This is a genomic window from Streptomyces sp. NPDC005774 (assembly GCF_042871645.1).
Taxonomy (GTDB): domain Bacteria; phylum Actinomycetota; class Actinomycetes; order Streptomycetales; family Streptomycetaceae; genus Streptomyces; species Streptomyces pratens.
The window spans coordinates 13,317-29,451 of the sequence record NZ_JBIAIV010000072.1 but is presented as its reverse complement, the minus strand read 5'-3'; the positions used below and the strand labels follow the sequence as shown (position 1 = coordinate 29,451).

Sequence of the window (16,135 nt, the reverse complement as noted above, 5' to 3'; positions counted from 1 at the left end):
AAGCTAAGCCTTACCGCGCCGATGGTACTGCAGGGGGGACCCTGTGGGAGAGTAGGACGCCGCCGAACAATTCTTGAATGGGAAAGCCCCGTGCCATCGGCACGGGGCTTTCCTGCGTTTATAGGGGTCTTGGACCCCTATCCATTTTCCTTTCTGTCTCGTCTTTCCTCAGAGGCGTCCCGCTGCCTTCAGAGTGAGGTAGGCGTCTGCCAGGGCCGGCGCCAGATCGTCCGGGGTGGCTTCGACGACCGTGACGCCGTGGCGGCGGAGTTGTTCCGAGGTGCGGTCGCGTTCGGTCTGGGCCTGGGCCGCTGCCGCTGCCTCGTACACCGCGTCGGGGTTTCCGCGGGCCTTGGACATCTGGGCCAGGTGCGGGTCGGCGACCGAGGCGAGCAGGACCGTGTGTCGTTGGGTGAGCTGGGCCAGCACGGGAAGCAGGCCCTCCTCGATGGGCGCCGCGTCGAGCGTCGTGAACAGGACGATCAGGGAGCGGCGAGGGGCTGTGCGCAGGGCCATGGCCGTGAGGCTTCGGGCATCGGTCTCGACGAGCTCCGGTTCGAGGGTGGCCATGGCGTTGACCAGGGAGGGAAGGACGTCGCCTGCCGAACGGCCCTGTACGAGGGCGCGGAGGCGGCGGTCGTGGGCGAGGAGGCCGACGCGGTCGCCGGCCCGGGAGGCGAGGGCTGCGAGGAGCAGCGCCGCGTCCATGGAGGCGTCCAGGCGGGGGACGTCGCCGACCCGGCCCGCGGAGGTGCGGCCGGTGTCGAGGACCAGCAGGATGTGCCGGTCGCGCTCGGGGCGCCAGGTGCGAACCGCCACGACGGACTGGCGGGCCGTGGCACGCCAGTCGATGGAACGGGTGTCGTCGCCGGGGACGTAGGGGCGCAGGCTGTCGAACTCGGTGCCCTCGCCGCGGGTGAGGACGCTGGTGCGGCCGTCCAGTTCGCGCAGGCGGGCCAGCTTGGACGGCAGGTGCTTGCGGCTGGTGAACGGCGGCAGCACACGGACCGTCCAGGGGATTTCGTGGGCGCCCTGGCGGGCGAACAGGCCGAGCGGACCGTAGGACCGGACGGTGACGCGGTCGGCCCGGCGGTCGCCTCGGCGGGTCGGTCGCAGCCGGGTGGTGATGCGTCGGCGCTCGCCTGCGGGGACCGTGAGACGGTGGCGGGAGGCCGCCACCTCGGTGCCGGGCTGCCAGCTGCTGGGGGGCCAGGCGTCACGGATACGGGCCCGGAGCGGGCGACGGGACGTGTTGGTGACCGTCAGGGTGATGTCGGCGGTGTCGCCCAGGCGTACCGAGGTGTCTCCGGAGCGGCTGAGGCCGAGCCGGCGCACGGGGGCGGCCAGGGCGAAGTCGCAGGCACAGGCCACCGCCAAGGGGGCGTTGACGGCGAGGAGGCCCGTCCAGCCCGGTTCCCAGAGGCCGACGGGGAGAGAGCCGAGTGCCGCCAGGAGGGCGGCGCGTCCGGTGAGGGCCATCAGCGGGGGACGGGGACGTGGGTGAGGATCGCGTTGATGACCGAGTCGGTCGTGACGCCCTCCATCTCGGCCTCCGGCCGGAGCTGTACGCGGTGGCGGAGAGTGGGGAGAGCGAGGGCCTTCACATCGTCGGGGATGACGTAGTCGCGTCCCGTCAGCCAGGCCCAGGCGCGGGCGGTGGACAGGAGGGCGGTGGCTCCCCGGGGGGAGGCACCGAGGGAGAGGGACGGCGACTCGCGTGTGGCGCGGCAGATGTCGACGACGTAGGCGGTGATCTCGGGGGAGACCGTCGTCTTCGCGACCGCGGCGCGGGCCGTTTCCAGGTCGGCGGCGGTCGCGACGGGGCGTACGCCGGCGGCGCGCAGGTCCTGGGGGTTGAAGCCTTCGGCGTGGCGGGTGAGGACGTCGATCTCGTCCTGCCGGGAGGGCAGCGGGATCGTGAGTTTGAGGAGGAAGCGGTCGAGCTGGGCTTCGGGGAGGGGGTAGGTGCCCTCGTACTCCACGGGGTTCTGGGTGGCGGCGACCAGGAAGGGGTCGGGGAGGGGGCGGGGAGTGCCGTCCACGGTGACCTGGCGCTCCTCCATGGCCTCCAGAAGGGACGCCTGGGTCTTCGGGGGCGTGCGGTTGATCTCGTCCGCGAGGAGGAGGTTGGTGAAGACCGGGCCGGGCTGGAAGGAGAACTCGGAGGTGCGGGCGTCGTAGACCAGGGAGCCGGTGACGTCGCTCGGCATCAGGTCGGGGGTGAACTGGACGCGCTTGGTGTCGAGGTCCAGGGCGGCGGCGAGGGTGCGGACGAGCAGGGTTTTGGCGACACCGGGGACTCCTTCGAGGAGGACGTGCCCGCGGCACAGCAGGGCGACGGCGAGGCCGGTGACAGCGGGGTCCTGGCCGACCACGGCTTTGGCGATCTCGGCGCGCAATGCTTCCAGGGAGGCACGGGCGGCGGCCGGGTCCCCGGTGTGCGCGGCGTTGTCAGTGGTCGGGTCCATCATGGACGGCGTACCTCTCTTTCGAGGGCGTCGAGTCGGTCGGCGAGGGCTGTCAGGGCTGTGTCGTCGCCGGGTGGCGGGCCGAACAGGAGATCGTGCAGGGACGACTGCCCGTCGCCGTGGGGATGGGTGGACAGGGCGGGAAGCAGGGCCTCGGGCGTGTGCGCCTGGGATGCGGGGATGCCTACGAGGGGGGCGAGGCGCGTGCGGGTGGTGGAGCGCAGAGCGGTGGCCGCGCGGTCGCGGGCGTTCGCCTTGCGGTAGAGGCGGGCGCGGCCTTCGATGGTTTCGGAGGCGCGGATCGCGACGGGGAGCCTTTCGGGCACGAGCGGGCCGAGCCGGCGTGCCCGCCACAGGGCGGCCAGGACTGCCGCGACGAAGAGCTGCGCGGTGCCCCAGATCCAGCCGGAGGGGAGCAGGTCGAAGAGGCCGCGTTCGCCTTCTTCGGAGGCGGCGGAGGCGTCGGCGAGTGAGGGGAGGTACCAGACCAGATGAGGGCGGGAGCCGAGGAGCTGGAGGGCGAGCGAGGCATTGCCGTGCTCGTCGAGACGGTCGTTGAGGAGGATGTCGGGGGCGCCGAGGAGGACCGTGTCGCCGGTCCCGGAGGCCGCCGGGACGCGCACGAGGGTGGCCAGGCGCTCGCTGGGGTAGCACTCGTCGGCGTCGAGGTGGGTGGTGGTGTAGCGGATACCGCCCGTGTCGGCGGTGCCTGCGCTGCGGGCGGCGGGCAGGGTGCAGACCGGGTCGAGGGTGGAGCCGAAGCTGGTGGCCGGGTCGGCGACGACGCCCGGGGCGAGCCGGTCGACGGACGTGCTGCCGGCGGAGACCAGGACGGTGCGGCCGCCGGAGTCGGTGAACGCGGAGTGCAGTCGCGACTGCTGGCGGTGCGTCAGGAGGTCGGGGACGGCGACCAGGAGGGTCGTGTCGGGTTTCGCGGCGGCGGACGCCTCTTCCAGGGTGGTGACCACGCGTGTGTCCACACCGCGGTCGGCCAGGAGTTCGGCGACCGCGCGGCTGCCGAGGGGGTCGGCGGAGCGCGGGTCGAGTTCGCCGTGGTGGGCGTCGGAGCGGACCACGGCGATGACGACGGCCGCCACGACCAGCAGCGCGAGTGCGAGGACGACACCTCGGGAGCGGGCCCACACCTGGCGTGCGGTGGGCGAGGCCGAGGTGGAGGGGAGCGGTACCTCGGTCGTCATCCGGCGGCTCCCTGGCGGGCGTTGTCGTCCGTGGTGCTGTCGCTGTGGTTCCGGTTACCGGCGGCGGTGCTCGCGAGCCGGGGTTTGGTCCGCTCCAGGTCGCGGTCGAGTTCGGTGATCTGCCGGTACGACTCTTCCGTCGCGGTGCGGCCGCCGTATGTCACGTCGTCGAAGCTCCGGGCCGCGGTGTGCAGCCGGCCGGTGTGGGCGGGCAGGGCGCGGCCGGCTTCCGCGGCGGCCTCGTCGGCGGTGCGGCCGGGGTGGATGTCGAGCAGAGCGCGTTCCTCCAGGGCGCGGACCACGGCGCGCATGCGTTCCTGGACGGCCTGGTTCCAGTGGCCCTGGACGGCGTGCGCCTCGGCGGCCGCGCGATGTTCGGCGGCGCTGCGGGGGCGGTCGTCGAACAGGGCGGGAGCGGAAGCCGGTTTGCGGCGCGGGGTCCCCAGGCGCCACCACAGGGCTCCCAGGACGGCGAGCACGGCGGCGACGATGACGATCAGCCCGAGCGTACCGCCGGGCGCCGCGGTGGAGGCGGCGTCGAACAGCTTGCCGACCCATTCCCAGAAGGCGTTCAGGGCCCGCTGGAACCAGCTGGGGTCGTTCTCGTGGTACATCTGCTTGGACAGTTCGCGCCGGGCCGCCTCCCGCGCGGGGTCACGCGGGGTGGTGACGGGCGGCTCGCCGTCACCGCGAAGCAGCGCCCGGACCGCGCTGCCGGCGGCTTCGGCCGATGTCTGCGCCGATATGGGCATGGTGAGCACTCCCCCCGCGGTGTGCACCCGGTCAGCTCCCCGGGACGGTGCCGGGCCCGTAGCCCTGGACGCCGGCGGCGCGGCCCAGTTCGAGGTCGAGGGCCTCGCGGCGGATGCGCTGGTCGACGTAGAGGAGCACCGTGACGCCGGCCTGGATCGGGTACGTGATCATGGCGCCGACGACCGCGCCGACACCGGTGATGATGAGGAACGTCCAGCCGATGTCGCCGCCGGCGCTGTTGAGGAAACCGGTGACGCCGCCGCCGGTGACGGCCATGGCGATCACGGTGAAGGGGATGACGATGATCGACGCGACGAAGCCCGCGATGATCATCGCGAGCAGCTGGATGCCGAAGATCCGCCACCAGGAGCCGCGCACCAGCTTCGCGGAACGGCCCATCGCCTTCAGGACGCCCTGTTTCTCCAGCATCAGCGTCGCAGAGGCCAGCGAGTAGCGGGTCATCAGCCACAGGGCGACGAGGCCGGCGCCGAGGATGCCCAGGACGGTGAGCACCACCGCGCCCGCGCCGCCGACCGTGCGGGCCATGACGATGCCCGGCAGCGCGCCCACCGCGAAGACGGCCACGGTGAGGAGTATCAGCAGGAAGATCAGGCCGAACAGCCTCAGGACCTGGGGGCGGGCGTCGCGCCAGGCCTCGGCGGTGGTGACCGACGTGCCGAGTACGGCGCGGCTGGTGACGGTGGTGAGCAGGGCGGTGGCGGCGATGGTGCCGATCAGGGTGACGACATAGACGACCCCGCTGTTGATCAGGGAGTCGCCCATGGCGGCGGTCAGCTCGTCGAAGGTGGCGGACGGGTCGCTGAGGGCCGCGGAGCTGGGGCTGTCCAGGAAGAATCCCTGGACGAGGACGACGATGATCTCGGTGAGGACGGCGACGGTCAGCGAGATGCCGAGGACCGTGCGCCAGTGGGTGCGCATGGTGGAGACCGCGCCGTCGAGGATCTCGCCCACGCCGAGCGGGCGGAGCGGGATCACGCCGGGCTTGGCCGCGGGCGGGGGTCCGCCCCAGCCTCCTCCCCAGGACCCGTACCCGCCGGGACCGCCGTAACCGCCGCCGTATCCCCCGGGTCCGCCGTAACCGGGCCCGCCGGGGGGCGGGGTGCCCCAGCCCGGCGTGGGCGGTGGGGGCGGGGGAGTCTGGCCGGGGCCCGCGGGCCCTGTGGGGCCGGGGCGGCCGGTGGGCGCGGACCACTGGCTCGGCGGTTGCTCCTTCGACCAGCCCGGACCCGGTGGGGCGGGCTGCTCGGCGTTCGGGCGTTCTGCGGGCTCGGCAGACCCGGACGTGCCGGGCCCCTGCCCTTCGGAGGGGGCGGATCCGGGCGAAGCCCAGCCCGGAGTGTCGTTCATCGTCGCTCCTTCACGGTGCCCGTCCGCGGTCGCGGCGGCAGGTTCGCAGCCATCGTGTCATGGGGTGTTCCTCAACGGACCTGTCGGACCGGTCGAGGTGAGGACTGTGCCTTCAATTGTCCGCGTTCCAGGGGGCAGACTGGCCGCATGGCTGATCAGTACGCACACAGCGGCGACCACCAGCGGCCGACCGACATCCCGGTGATCCGCTGGGAGGAACCACCGGAAGGACCCGTTCTGGTGCTGCTCGACCAGACCAGGCTGCCGGCCGAGGAGGTCGAACTCGTCTGCACGGACGCCCCCGCGCTTGTGGAGGCGATCCGCTCGCTCGCCGTGCGCGGTGCGCCACTGCTGGGCATCGCCGGGGCGTACGGTGTCGCCCTCGCCGCCGTGCGGGGCTTCGAGGTGGATGACGCGGCCGCCGCGCTGGAGGGTGCCCGGCCCACCGCGGTGAACCTCGGGGTGGGGGTGCGCCGGGCCCTGAGCGCCCACCGGGGTGTTCTCGCCCGCGGCGGGGATCTCCGGGAGGCGGCCGGGGCCGCGCTGGCCGCGGCACGACAGCTGCACCGGGAGGACGCCGAGGCCAGCGCCCGGATGGCCCGGCACGGGCTGGCGCTGCTGGACGAACTGATGCCCGGCGGCGGGCACCGGATCCTCACCCACTGCAACACCGGCTCGCTGGTGTCGGGCGGTGAGGGCACGGCGTTCGCGGTGGCGCTGGCCGCGCACCGGGCGGGCCGGCTCAGACGGCTGTGGGTGGACGAAACGCGCCCGTTGCTGCAAGGTGCTCGCCTGACGGCATACGAGGCCGCCCGCAGCGGCATGGCGTACACGCTGCTCACCGACAGTGCGGCGGGATCGCTGTTCGCGGCGGGCGAGGTGGACGCGGTACTGATAGGGGCGGACCGCATCGCGGCCGACGGCTCGGTGGCGAACAAGGTGGGGAGTTATCCGCTCGCCGTGCTCGCGCGGTACCACCACGTGCCGTTCATAGTGGTGGCACCGGTGACGACGGTTGATCTCCGCACACCGGACGGGGCGTCCATCGAGGTCGAGCAGCGCCCCGGCCATGAAGTGACCGAGGTCACGGCACCGCAGGTGCCGATGGCCGGAACCGAAGCGGGAGGCGGGATTCTTGTGGCACCCCTGGGGACCCAGGCGTACAACCCGGCGTTCGACGTGACACCAACGGAACTGGTCACGGCGATCGTCACGGAGGAAGGTGCCGTCTCACCCGTGACGGCAGAGGCCCTGGCCACACTGTGTGCCAGGTCACGTCAGGTCACGAATAGCTAATGGGATGATGTCGTTTATGAAGGGACGAGTCCTTGTCGTCGACGACGACACCGCACTGGCCGAGATGCTCGGCATTGTGCTGCGTGGTGAAGGTTTTGAGCCGTTTTTCGTAGCCGACGGCGACAAGGCGCTGGCCGCTTTCCGTGAGGCCAAGCCCGATCTGGTGCTGCTGGATCTGATGCTGCCCGGCCGGGACGGCATCGAGGTGTGCCGCCTGATCAGGGCGGAGTCCGGGGTGCCGATCGTGATGCTCACGGCGAAGAGCGACACCGTCGATGTCGTGGTGGGCCTGGAGTCCGGTGCCGACGACTACATGGTCAAGCCGTTCAAGCCGAAGGAGCTGGTCGCCCGGATCCGGGCGCGGCTGCGCAGGTCGGAGGAGCCGGCGCCGGAACAGCTCGCCATCGGCGACCTGGTGATCGACGTGGCCGGGCACTCCGTGAAGCGGGAGGGGCAGTCGATCGCGCTGACCCCGCTCGAGTTCGACCTGCTGGTCGCGCTGGCCCGCAAGCCCTGGCAGGTGTTCACGCGTGAGGTGCTCCTCGAGCAGGTCTGGGGGTACCGCCACGCGGCCGACACCCGGCTGGTGAACGTCCATGTCCAGCGGCTGCGCTCCAAGGTCGAGAAGGATCCGGAGAAGCCGGAGATCGTGGTGACCGTCCGTGGCGTCGGCTACAAGGCAGGACCGAGCTGACATGTCCGGGGACAGTGCCGCTTCGGGCTCCGGCCGGTCCGGGGACCGACCGGAGCGGCCTGTCGGCCGGACGTCCCAGGGCCGTACCTCGGGGCGTTTGCGCTGGGGACGTCCCCGGGAGGGCGGGCTGCTCCGGGGCGGAGTCCAGGGCAGCCCGGTCATCCGCCTGTTCGTGCGCTGGGTGCGCCGGCCGCTGCTGCCCGTCATGCGGCTGTGGCGGCGCAACATCCAGCTCAAGGTCGTCGTCACCACGCTGCTGATGTCGCTGGGTGTGGTCCTGCTGCTGGGCTTCGTCGTCATCGGCCAGGTGCGCAACGGCCTGCTGGACGCCAAGGTGAAGGCGTCCCAGAGCCAGGCCACCGGCGGGTTCGCGGTGGCCAAGCAGCAGGCCGACGAGGCCGCGAGCGGCACCGGTGAGAACGCCTCCGCGGTGGACGGCAGGTCCTCGCAGAGCGTCATCCAGTGGATGAGCGACCTCGTGGAGTCGCTCTCCAGCGGCGGCCAGGGCGCCTTCGACGTGGTCACCCTGCCCATGGGCGACGAGAGCGGCGGCGGGCGCGGTCCGCGCGCCTCGGGGCACGTCGACCCCTCGCAGAGCGTGCCCGGCAATCTGCGGGACTGGATCGACACCAGCACCAGCACCGGGGCCGCGCAGCGGTACACGCGGATCGTCTACAGCAACGGCGCGGACTCCCAGCCCGGTCTGGTCATCGGCAAGCGGGTCAACGACCCCAACGGTGATCCGTACCAGCTGTACTACCTCTTCCCGCTGACGCAGGAGGAGAAGTCGCTGAGCCTGGTCAAGGGCACACTGGCGACCGCCGGCCTGTTCGTCGTCGTCCTCCTCGGGGCCATCGCCTGGCTCGTGGTGCGGCAGGTCGTGACGCCGGTGCGGATGGCGGCCGGGATTGCGGAGCGGCTGTCCGCCGGGCGGCTCCAGGAACGGATGAAGGTCACCGGCGAGGACGACATCGCGCGGCTCGGCGAGGCCTTCAACAAGATGGCGCAGAACCTCCAGCTGAAGATCAACCAACTCGAGGACCTGTCGCGGATGCAGCGCCGGTTCGTGTCGGACGTGTCCCACGAACTGCGGACACCGCTGACGACCGTGCGGATGGCGGCGGACGTCATCCATGAGGCGCGTGAGGACTTCGACCCGGTGACCGCACGGTCGGCCGAACTGCTCGCAGACCAGATCGACCGGTTCGAGTCACTGCTCTCGGACCTGCTGGAGATCAGCCGCTTCGACGCGGGCGCGGCTGCCCTGGAGGCGGAGCCGGTCGACCTGCGGATCGTCGTACGCCGCGTGGTCAGCGGAGCCGAGCCGCTCGCCGAGCGCAAGGGCACGCAGATCAAGGTGGTCGGCGACCAGCAGCCCGTCGTTGCCGAGGCCGACACGCGGCGCGTGGAGCGGGTCCTGCGCAACCTCGTCGTCAACGCCGTGGAGCACGGTGACGGCAAGGACGTCGTCGTCAAGCTCGCCGTGGCGGGCGGGGCGGTCGCGATCGCGGTGCGGGACTACGGCGTCGGGCTCAAACCCGGTGAGGCGACCCGGGTCTTCAGCCGCTTCTGGCGGGCGGACCCGGCACGCGCGCGGACCACGGGCGGTACCGGGCTGGGGCTGTCCATCGCCCTGGAGGACGCGCGGCTGCACGGCGGCTGGCTCCAGGCATGGGGCGAGCCGGGCGGCGGCTCGCAGTTCCGGCTGACCCTGCCCCGGACGGCGGACGAGCCGCTGCGGGGCTCCCCGATACCGCTGGAGCCCAGGGACTCGCGGCGCAACCGCGGACTCGGCGACGCCGGTGCGCCGCACGGCGGCGGGGACGGCGAGAAGCGGGCCACCCTGCCCGCGTCGTCCGCGGACACCGAGGGCTCGGCCCGCGCGGCCCGTGATCCGCTCGCCCTGCTGTCGGCCGCCGTGACACCCACGGCCGATCCGACGGCGCTGCCCGGCAACGGCGCGCGCGTGGTGTCGCGGCCGGCCGCGGGCGCGCCGCGCCGGGGGGAGCCGGCGGGACCGGCCGCCGGGGACGCGGCGCCTGCCGACGCGGATGCCGACGCGGGTGTCGATGCCGGTGGGGCTGCCGACGCCGGTGGCGTGGACGGCCTGGACGATGTGGACGGCCTGGACGATGTGGACGGCCTGGAGGGGCTCGACGGCCTCGGGGACAGGCAGGGGGAGGCTTCACGTGGGCGGTGAGCGCGCAGGACGCGGCCGAAGGACGCCGGCACGGATGATCGCGTACGCCACCAGCGGTGTCGTACTGCTGGCAGGGTGCGCCTCGATGCCCGACAGCGGGGATCTGCGGGGCGTGGAGTCCACGCCCCTGCAGGACGCGCAGGTGCGGGTGTTCGCGATGCCGCCGAGCGAGGACGCGTCGCCCACACAGATCGTGCAGGGCTTCCTCGAGGCGCTGACGAGCGACGATCCGGACTACAAGACCGCGCGCCAGTATCTGACCGCCGAGGCGGCGGATGCCTGGCAGCCCGAGCGGTCCACCACGGTGCTGGCGGACGGGCCGGGCACGCAGGCCGACCCGCCGGGCCGGGAGAAATCCGGCGAGGTCTCCTTCACCCTGACCGGCGAGAAGGTGGCCACCGTGGACGCGCAGCAGGCGTACGCGTCTGCCACCGGGCCGTACAACAAGCTCGTGCATCTCACGCAGGACGCGAAGAGCGGGCAGTGGCGCATCGACGGGGTGCCACAGGGCGTCGTCATGGGGAAGTCGGACTTCCAGCGCAACTACATGTCCGTCAGCAAGTACTACTTCGCCTCGAACACCGTGGGGGCCGCCGCGGACGGGCCGCCGATGGCGGTCGCCGACCCGGTGTACGTCCGCAGTCATGTGGAGCCCACCACCCAGATGGTGCGTTCCCTCCTGGGCGGGCCCACGACCTGGCTGGACCCGGTCGTCAGGTCGAGCTTCCCCGCGGGCGTGGCGCTGCACGAGGACGCCGGGCCGCTGACGGCGGACGACCGCGGCAAGCTGACCGTGCCGCTCAACGGCAAGGCGGCCGGTACCGGCACCGAGCGGTGCAAGGAGATGGCCGCCCAACTGCTGTTCACGCTGCGCAACCTCAGCCCCGCGGTGGACGAGGTCGAGCTGCGGGCCGACGGGAAGCAGCTGTGCTCGCTGACGCAGGAGGGCATCGGTAACGTGGCCGGCCGGGGTTCGCTGAACAGCCCCGCCTACCTGTACTTCGTCGACAAGGAGCACCGGCTGGTGCGGATCCCCGCCGACAACGACGCCACCCAGCCGGACCCGGACCCGGTGCCGGGGGCGCTCGGTGAGGTCGAGACCAGGCTGCGGTCGGTGGCCGTCTCGCGGGACGAACGCACGGCGGCCGGGGTCGAGCTCGACGGGGGGGCGCTGTACGTCGGATCGATCGTGCCGGGCGGTTCGCTCGGGGAGCCAGTGCTGCGCAGCCAGGGCAAGTCCGAGGACGACCGGCTGACCGTGCCCAGCTGGGACGCGCAGGGCGGCCTGTGGGTGGCCGACCGCGACCCCGCCGATCCGCAGCTGTTCCTGCTCGAGGAGGGCGCGGGCGAGCCGCTGGAGGTGCGCACTCCGGGCCTGGACGGGCGTATCCAGGCAGTCCGGGTGGCCGCCGACGGGGTCAGGATCGCGCTCGTCGTGGCGAAGGGCGACCGGCGCTCCCTGATGATCGGACGGATCGAGCGGGGCGGGACGAACGGCCAGGAGGGGCCGGCCGGGCCGGCCGAGAAGACCGGCGCGCGGCCCACTGTCACCGTGCTGCAGATGCGGCCCGCGACGCCCGAGTTGGAGAAGGTCACCGCCATGTCGTGGACCGGTGACAGCCGGCTCGTCGTGGTCGGGCGCGAGGAGGGAGGTGTGGAGCAGATGCGGTACGTCGAGGTCGACGGCTCCATACCGGAGGTCCCGCAGCCCGCCGCCCTGACCGGAGTCGAGTCGGTCACCGCATCCGCCGACGAACAGATGCCGCTGGTGGCGCACTCGGTGGACGGGATCGTCCGGCTGCCGTCGTGGGCCCAGTGGCAGAAGGTGACGGAAGGGACCGCGCCGGTCTATCCGGGGTGAGCGCTCGCCGGCCGGGTGTGCCCGGTGGAGTTTTCCACAGGGGTGGCCGGGTGCGGTGAGCCTTGGCACAGTGGGGTCATGCGGGGCTGGTGGCAGGACTTCTCCGACCTGGTGCTTCCGGCCGAGTGCGGCGGATGCGGCAGGCCCCGTACGGTGCTGTGCGCCCGGTGCCGTACGGCGTTGAGCGGTGCCGCGCCTCGCCGGGTGCGGCCGGAGCCGGAGCCGGACGGGCTGCCGGTGACGCACGCCGCGGCCCGGTATGCGGACGAGGTGCGCGCCGTGCTGCTGGCCCACAAGGAGCGCGGCGCCCTGGCCCTGACCCGGCCGCTGGGCGAAGCCCTGGCGGGAGCGGTGCGCGCGGGGCTGCGTGAGGCGGCGCAGCCGGGCCCGGGTGGGCCTGTGGGGCCGGTCCACGGTGACCGTGGACCGGTGCTGCTGGTGCCCGTGCCGTCCGCGCGGCGGGCCGTACGGGCCCGTGGCCATGACCCGGCCCTGCGGATCGCCCGGGCGGCGGCGGTTGTGCTGCGGCGACAAGGGGTACCCGCTTCGGTGCTTCCCGCGCTGCGGCAGCGGCGGAACGTGGCCGACCAGTCGGGACTCGACGCCCGGCAGCGGCTGGCCAATCTCGCCGGCGCGCTGGCGGTGGCGCCGGGCTGTGGCCGGTTGTTGCGCGGTGGGCAGGTCGTTCTCGTGGACGACCTGACGACCACGGGGGCGTCGCTGGTGGAAGCCGCGCGGGCAGTGCGGACCGCACTGTGGGCTGTGGACTCGGTGGACCACCCGATGTCTGCCGGGACGCGCCCTCGGGCGCGTACGGAGGTACGTACGGAAGTGGGTGCGCAGGTGCGGGCACAAGCGGATCTCAGGGCCGATTCGAGTATTCCGGCGCCCGCGTTCGTGTACAGAGGTGGAAGGTGGGAAAGGAGAGAGGAACAACGAAACGGACCGGATCACGTGAGGGCGGGCCGGAGGCCCGGCCGGTCAGTGGGTACGAAGAGTACGGACAGGGCCGACCGGCCCATTGACGTGAAGTGCGCTGCGGTTGTTGCGACTTCACCGGATTCTTTCGAAATAAACCGGAACTGATGGGGAACTTGCATCGTTGCAGGTAGTAAGAGTGTAAATTCGTCTGAACGGAGGTACGCGGTAGGAGAGGGTGACGACATCCGTCCGGGCGAGATATGTTCGGTCGTGAGGGAAAGCCGCAGGCCAAACCTCTCGAATCCGAATGCCGTGCTGCGGGTTTTTCATAATCACCCGGGCCGGTGGGCCGGAGATCTCACCCATGGGGGAGGAGGCGGAAGTCACCGAGTCCGAGGTTCCGGGGCTGGCCGGAACCTGGTGCAAAAGGGAGACGCTCCGCACCGAGGCGGAGTGATCCGGGAACGGAGTTCTGCGTGGACATCGTCGTCAAGGGCCGCAAGATCGAGGTGCCCGAGCGGTTCCGGAAGCACGTGGCCGAGAAGCTGAAGCTGGAGAAGATCCAGAAGCTCGACGGCAAGGTGATCAGCCTCGACGTCGAGGTGTCCAAGGAGCCCAACCCCCGACAGGCCGACCGCAGCGCCCGAGTGGAGATCACGCTCCACTCCCGCGGTCCGGTGATCCGGGCGGAGGCAGCGGCGGGCGACCCGTACGCGGCACTCGACCTGGCAGCGGAGAAGCTGGACGCCCGGCTGCGCAAGCAGCACGACAAGCGTTACTCGCGGCGCGGAGCGCGCAGGATCTCGGCAGCGGAGGTCCCCGCCCACGTCCCCGACGCGGCGACACTCAACGGGACGGGGGCGCAGCTCTCCGAGGAGAATTCGGAAGCCGTCCCCACCAAGAAGATCGGCTCGCTGGAGGTGCAGGGCGAGGGGCCCCTCATCGTCCGCGAGAAGACCCACGTGGCTGCCCCCATGACCCTGGACCAGGCGCTCTACGAGATGGAGCTGGTCGGGCACGACTTCTATCTGTTCGTCGACTCCGAGACCAAGGAACCCAGTGTCGTCTACCGACGGCACGCCTACGACTACGGCGTGATCCACCTCAGCACGGACACCATGGTCACGCAGCCGCATGCCCCCGAGGCGGGCGGAACGCTCGGTGGCTGACCGAGCCGGGTCATAGCTGGACCGGTGCCCCTGGTATGCGCGTGTGCGCCCCCAGGGGCACCGCTGTGCGACCACTTCGCACCCCGCGCTGTCACCCCGGTGCCGTCCGGGCATGGAATCATGGCGGCAACGGCCCAAACGGTGGGCCGTTGCCTTGCGTTGGCGATGGCTCAGAACCACAGGCCACAGCCTTCAGGGGGAGGAACGATGGCGGACAGCTTCGGACCGATGCGTGGAGAGGACTCCGACCACGACGGCACCGGCATGGGGCCGGACGCGGGCTCCAGGTACGGGGAGCCGGCGAAGGAGCCGGACCGGGAGCCGATCAGGGTCCTCGTGGTGGACGACCACGCGCTGTTCCGCCGCGGCCTGGAGATCGTGCTCGCGGCCGAGGAGGACATCCAGGTCGTCGGCGAGGCGGGCGACGGCGCGGAAGCAGTGGAGAAGGCCGCCGACCTGCTGCCGGACATCGTCCTGATGGATGTGCGGATGCCCAAGCGGGGCGGTATCGAAGCGTGCACCTCCATCAAGGAGGTGGCCCCCAGCGCGAAGATCATCATGCTGACGATCAGCGACGAGGAAGCCGATCTCTACGACGCCATCAAGGCGGGCGCGACCGGTTACCTCCTCAAGGAGATCTCCACGGACGAGGTGGCCACCGCCATCCGGGCGGTGGCCGACGGACAGTCGCAGATCAGCCCGTCCATGGCGTCGAAGCTGCTCACCGAGTTCAAGTCGATGATCCAGCGCACCGACGAGCGCCGACTGGTGCCCGCGCCCCGGCTGACGGACCGTGAACTCGAAGTCCTCAAGCTCGTCGCCACGGGGATGAACAACCGGGACATCGCCAAGGAGCTGTTCATCTCCGAGAACACCGTGAAGAACCATGTGCGCAACATCCTGGAGAAGCTGCAGTTGCACTCCAGGATGGAGGCGGTGGTCTACGCGATGCGGGAGAAGATCCTCGAGATCCGCTGAGCGGTGTCAGGCGAGGGCGCGGGACAGCTCAGCGGTGAGCGGCGCGCGCAGCTCCGGCGCATCGACCCGCTCCACGCGGACGTCCGTGCAGTCCACCCAGCCCGCGGCCTCGATCAGGGCCTGCGCGACGGCGGGGAGCACCTTGGGGCCGTCCAGCGTGATCTGCTTCGCCACCAGGGTGCGGCCCTCGCGGGCCGGGTCGACGCGGCCGACGAGCCGGCCCCCGGCGAGTACGGGCATCGCGAAGTAGCCGTGCACCCGCTTCGGCTTCGGCACATAGGCCTCCAGGCGGTGGGTGAAGCCGAAGATCCGCTCGGTGCGCGCCCGCTCCCAGACCAGGGAGTCGAACGGGGACAGCAGCGTCGTACGGTGGCGTCCCCGCGGGGGCGTGGCGAGGGCCTCCGGATCGGCCCAGGCCGGCTTGGACCAGCCTTCGACCGCGACCGGCACCAGGCCCGAGTCGGCGATCACCGCGTCGACCTGCTCCCCCTTGAGCCGGTGGTAGTCGGCGAGGTCCGCGCGGGTGCCGACGCCGAGTGACCTGCCGGCCAGACGCACCAGGCGGCGCAGGCACTCGGCATCGTCCAGCTCGTCGTGCAGCAGGGCATCCGGGATCGCGCGCTCGGCGAGGTCGTAGACCCGCTTCCAGCCTCGGCGCTCGACGCACACCACCTCGCCGTACATCAGGGCCCGCTCGACGGCGACCTTGGTGCCGGACCAGTCCCACCACTCGCTGGTGCGTTTCGCGCCGCCCAGGTCGGTTGCCGTGAGCGGGCCCTGGGCACGGAGCTGCTTGACGACCTGGTCGTAGGCGCCGTCGGGCAGCTCGTGGTTCCAGTGCGGGCGGGCGCGGTAGGCGCGGCGGCGGAAGGCGAAGTGCGGCCATTCCTCGATCGGCAGCAGGCAGGCCGCGTGCGACCAGTACTCGAACGCGCGCGGCGGCTCGGCCCCGGCCTTCCAGTACGCGTCCTCGACCGTCGCCCGACCGACGGCGCCGAGACGGGCGTAGGGGATCAGCTCGTGGGAGCGGGCGAGGACGGAGATGGTGTCGAGCTGCACCGCACCCAGGTGACGCAGAACCCCCCGGGCACCGGAGCGGCGGTCGGGGGCGCCCAGGAAGCCCTGGGCCCGCAGGGCGATGCGGCGGGCCTCGGCTGCCGAGAGGTCCGTGGACGGACGAGGGAGGGTCGTCATACGTCCGCACGATAGAGGGTGGCACTGACAACGG

General features: G+C 71.9%; 13 protein-coding genes. 7 read left to right on the top strand and 6 right to left on the bottom strand.

The annotated features are described in order from the left end of the window. Positions 1-168: 168 nt before the first annotated feature. The 5 genes from ACFYQA_RS36070 to ACFYQA_RS36050 are packed head-to-tail and all read right to left on the bottom strand — an operon-like array spanning position 169 to position 5,788. A complete protein-coding gene (locus tag ACFYQA_RS36070; protein WP_388927258.1) occupies positions 169-1,479 on the bottom strand; it encodes a DUF58 domain-containing protein in 1,311 nt (436 codons plus the stop codon). Beyond that, positions 1,479-2,468 carry an AAA family ATPase gene (locus ACFYQA_RS36065; protein ID WP_386403130.1) on the bottom strand — a complete coding sequence of 330 codons (990 nt, stop codon included), beginning with the start codon at positions 2,466-2,468 and terminating at the stop codon, positions 1,479-1,481. Before ACFYQA_RS36065 ends, ACFYQA_RS36070 begins: the two co-directional genes overlap by 1 nt. Next, positions 2,468-3,667 (bottom strand): DUF4350 domain-containing protein, encoded by a 1,200-nt coding sequence (locus ACFYQA_RS36060; RefSeq protein WP_388927254.1) that lies wholly within the window; start codon positions 3,665-3,667, stop codon positions 2,468-2,470. The genes ACFYQA_RS36065 and ACFYQA_RS36060 overlap by 1 nt, the downstream gene beginning before the upstream one ends. Then, entirely contained in the window at positions 3,664-4,419 is a 756-nt protein-coding gene (locus tag ACFYQA_RS36055; RefSeq protein ID WP_388927251.1) for a DUF4129 domain-containing protein, read from the bottom strand. The genes ACFYQA_RS36060 and ACFYQA_RS36055 overlap by 4 nt, the downstream gene beginning before the upstream one ends. 31 nt (positions 4,420-4,450) lie before the next feature. Next, positions 4,451-5,788, bottom strand: coding sequence for a hypothetical protein (locus ACFYQA_RS36050; protein ID WP_388927248.1), 1,338 nt, complete (start codon positions 5,786-5,788; stop codon positions 4,451-4,453). A 147-nt stretch (positions 5,789-5,935) separates the two neighbouring features. Between ACFYQA_RS36050 and mtnA the strand changes: the two genes are divergently transcribed. The 7 genes from mtnA (at position 5,936) to ACFYQA_RS36015 (ending at position 14,907) form a co-directional block, all read left to right on the top strand. After that, positions 5,936-7,084 carry an S-methyl-5-thioribose-1-phosphate isomerase gene (mtnA, locus tag ACFYQA_RS36045; protein ID WP_388927245.1) on the top strand — a complete coding sequence of 383 codons (1,149 nt, stop codon included), beginning with the start codon at positions 5,936-5,938 and terminating at the stop codon, positions 7,082-7,084. A gap of 4 nt (positions 7,085-7,088) precedes the next feature. Continuing rightward, on the top strand, positions 7,089-7,778 hold the full coding sequence (gene mtrA / locus ACFYQA_RS36040) for a two-component system response regulator MtrA (protein WP_388927242.1): 690 nt from the start codon (positions 7,089-7,091) through the stop codon (positions 7,776-7,778). Position 7,779: 1 nt separating this feature from the next. Next, positions 7,780-9,978 carry an MtrAB system histidine kinase MtrB gene (gene mtrB, locus ACFYQA_RS36035; protein ID WP_388927239.1) on the top strand — a complete coding sequence of 733 codons (2,199 nt, stop codon included), beginning with the start codon at positions 7,780-7,782 and terminating at the stop codon, positions 9,976-9,978. Then, positions 9,968-11,839: an LpqB family beta-propeller domain-containing protein gene (locus ACFYQA_RS36030; RefSeq protein WP_388927236.1), complete on the top strand. Its 1,872-nt coding sequence runs from the start codon at positions 9,968-9,970 to the stop codon at positions 11,837-11,839. The genes mtrB and ACFYQA_RS36030 overlap by 11 nt, the downstream gene beginning before the upstream one ends. Positions 11,840-11,917: 78 nt before the next feature. Beyond that, a complete protein-coding gene (locus ACFYQA_RS36025; protein ID WP_388927233.1) occupies positions 11,918-12,925 on the top strand; it encodes a ComF family protein in 1,008 nt (335 codons plus the stop codon). Between the two features lie 311 nt (positions 12,926-13,236). Next, complete coding sequence (hpf, locus tag ACFYQA_RS36020) at positions 13,237-13,929, top strand: ribosome hibernation-promoting factor, HPF/YfiA family (RefSeq protein ID WP_388927230.1); 693 nt, start codon at positions 13,237-13,239, stop codon at positions 13,927-13,929. Between the two features lie 207 nt (positions 13,930-14,136). Next, positions 14,137-14,907, top strand: coding sequence for a response regulator (locus ACFYQA_RS36015; protein WP_386402260.1), 771 nt, complete (start codon positions 14,137-14,139; stop codon positions 14,905-14,907). A 6-nt stretch (positions 14,908-14,913) separates the two neighbouring features. Here the strand turns inward: ACFYQA_RS36015 and ACFYQA_RS36010 are convergent, their stop codons facing one another. After that, on the bottom strand, positions 14,914-16,101 hold the full coding sequence (locus tag ACFYQA_RS36010) for a winged helix-turn-helix domain-containing protein (RefSeq protein WP_388927226.1): 1,188 nt from the start codon (positions 16,099-16,101) through the stop codon (positions 14,914-14,916). Positions 16,102-16,135: the final 34 nt, after the last annotated feature.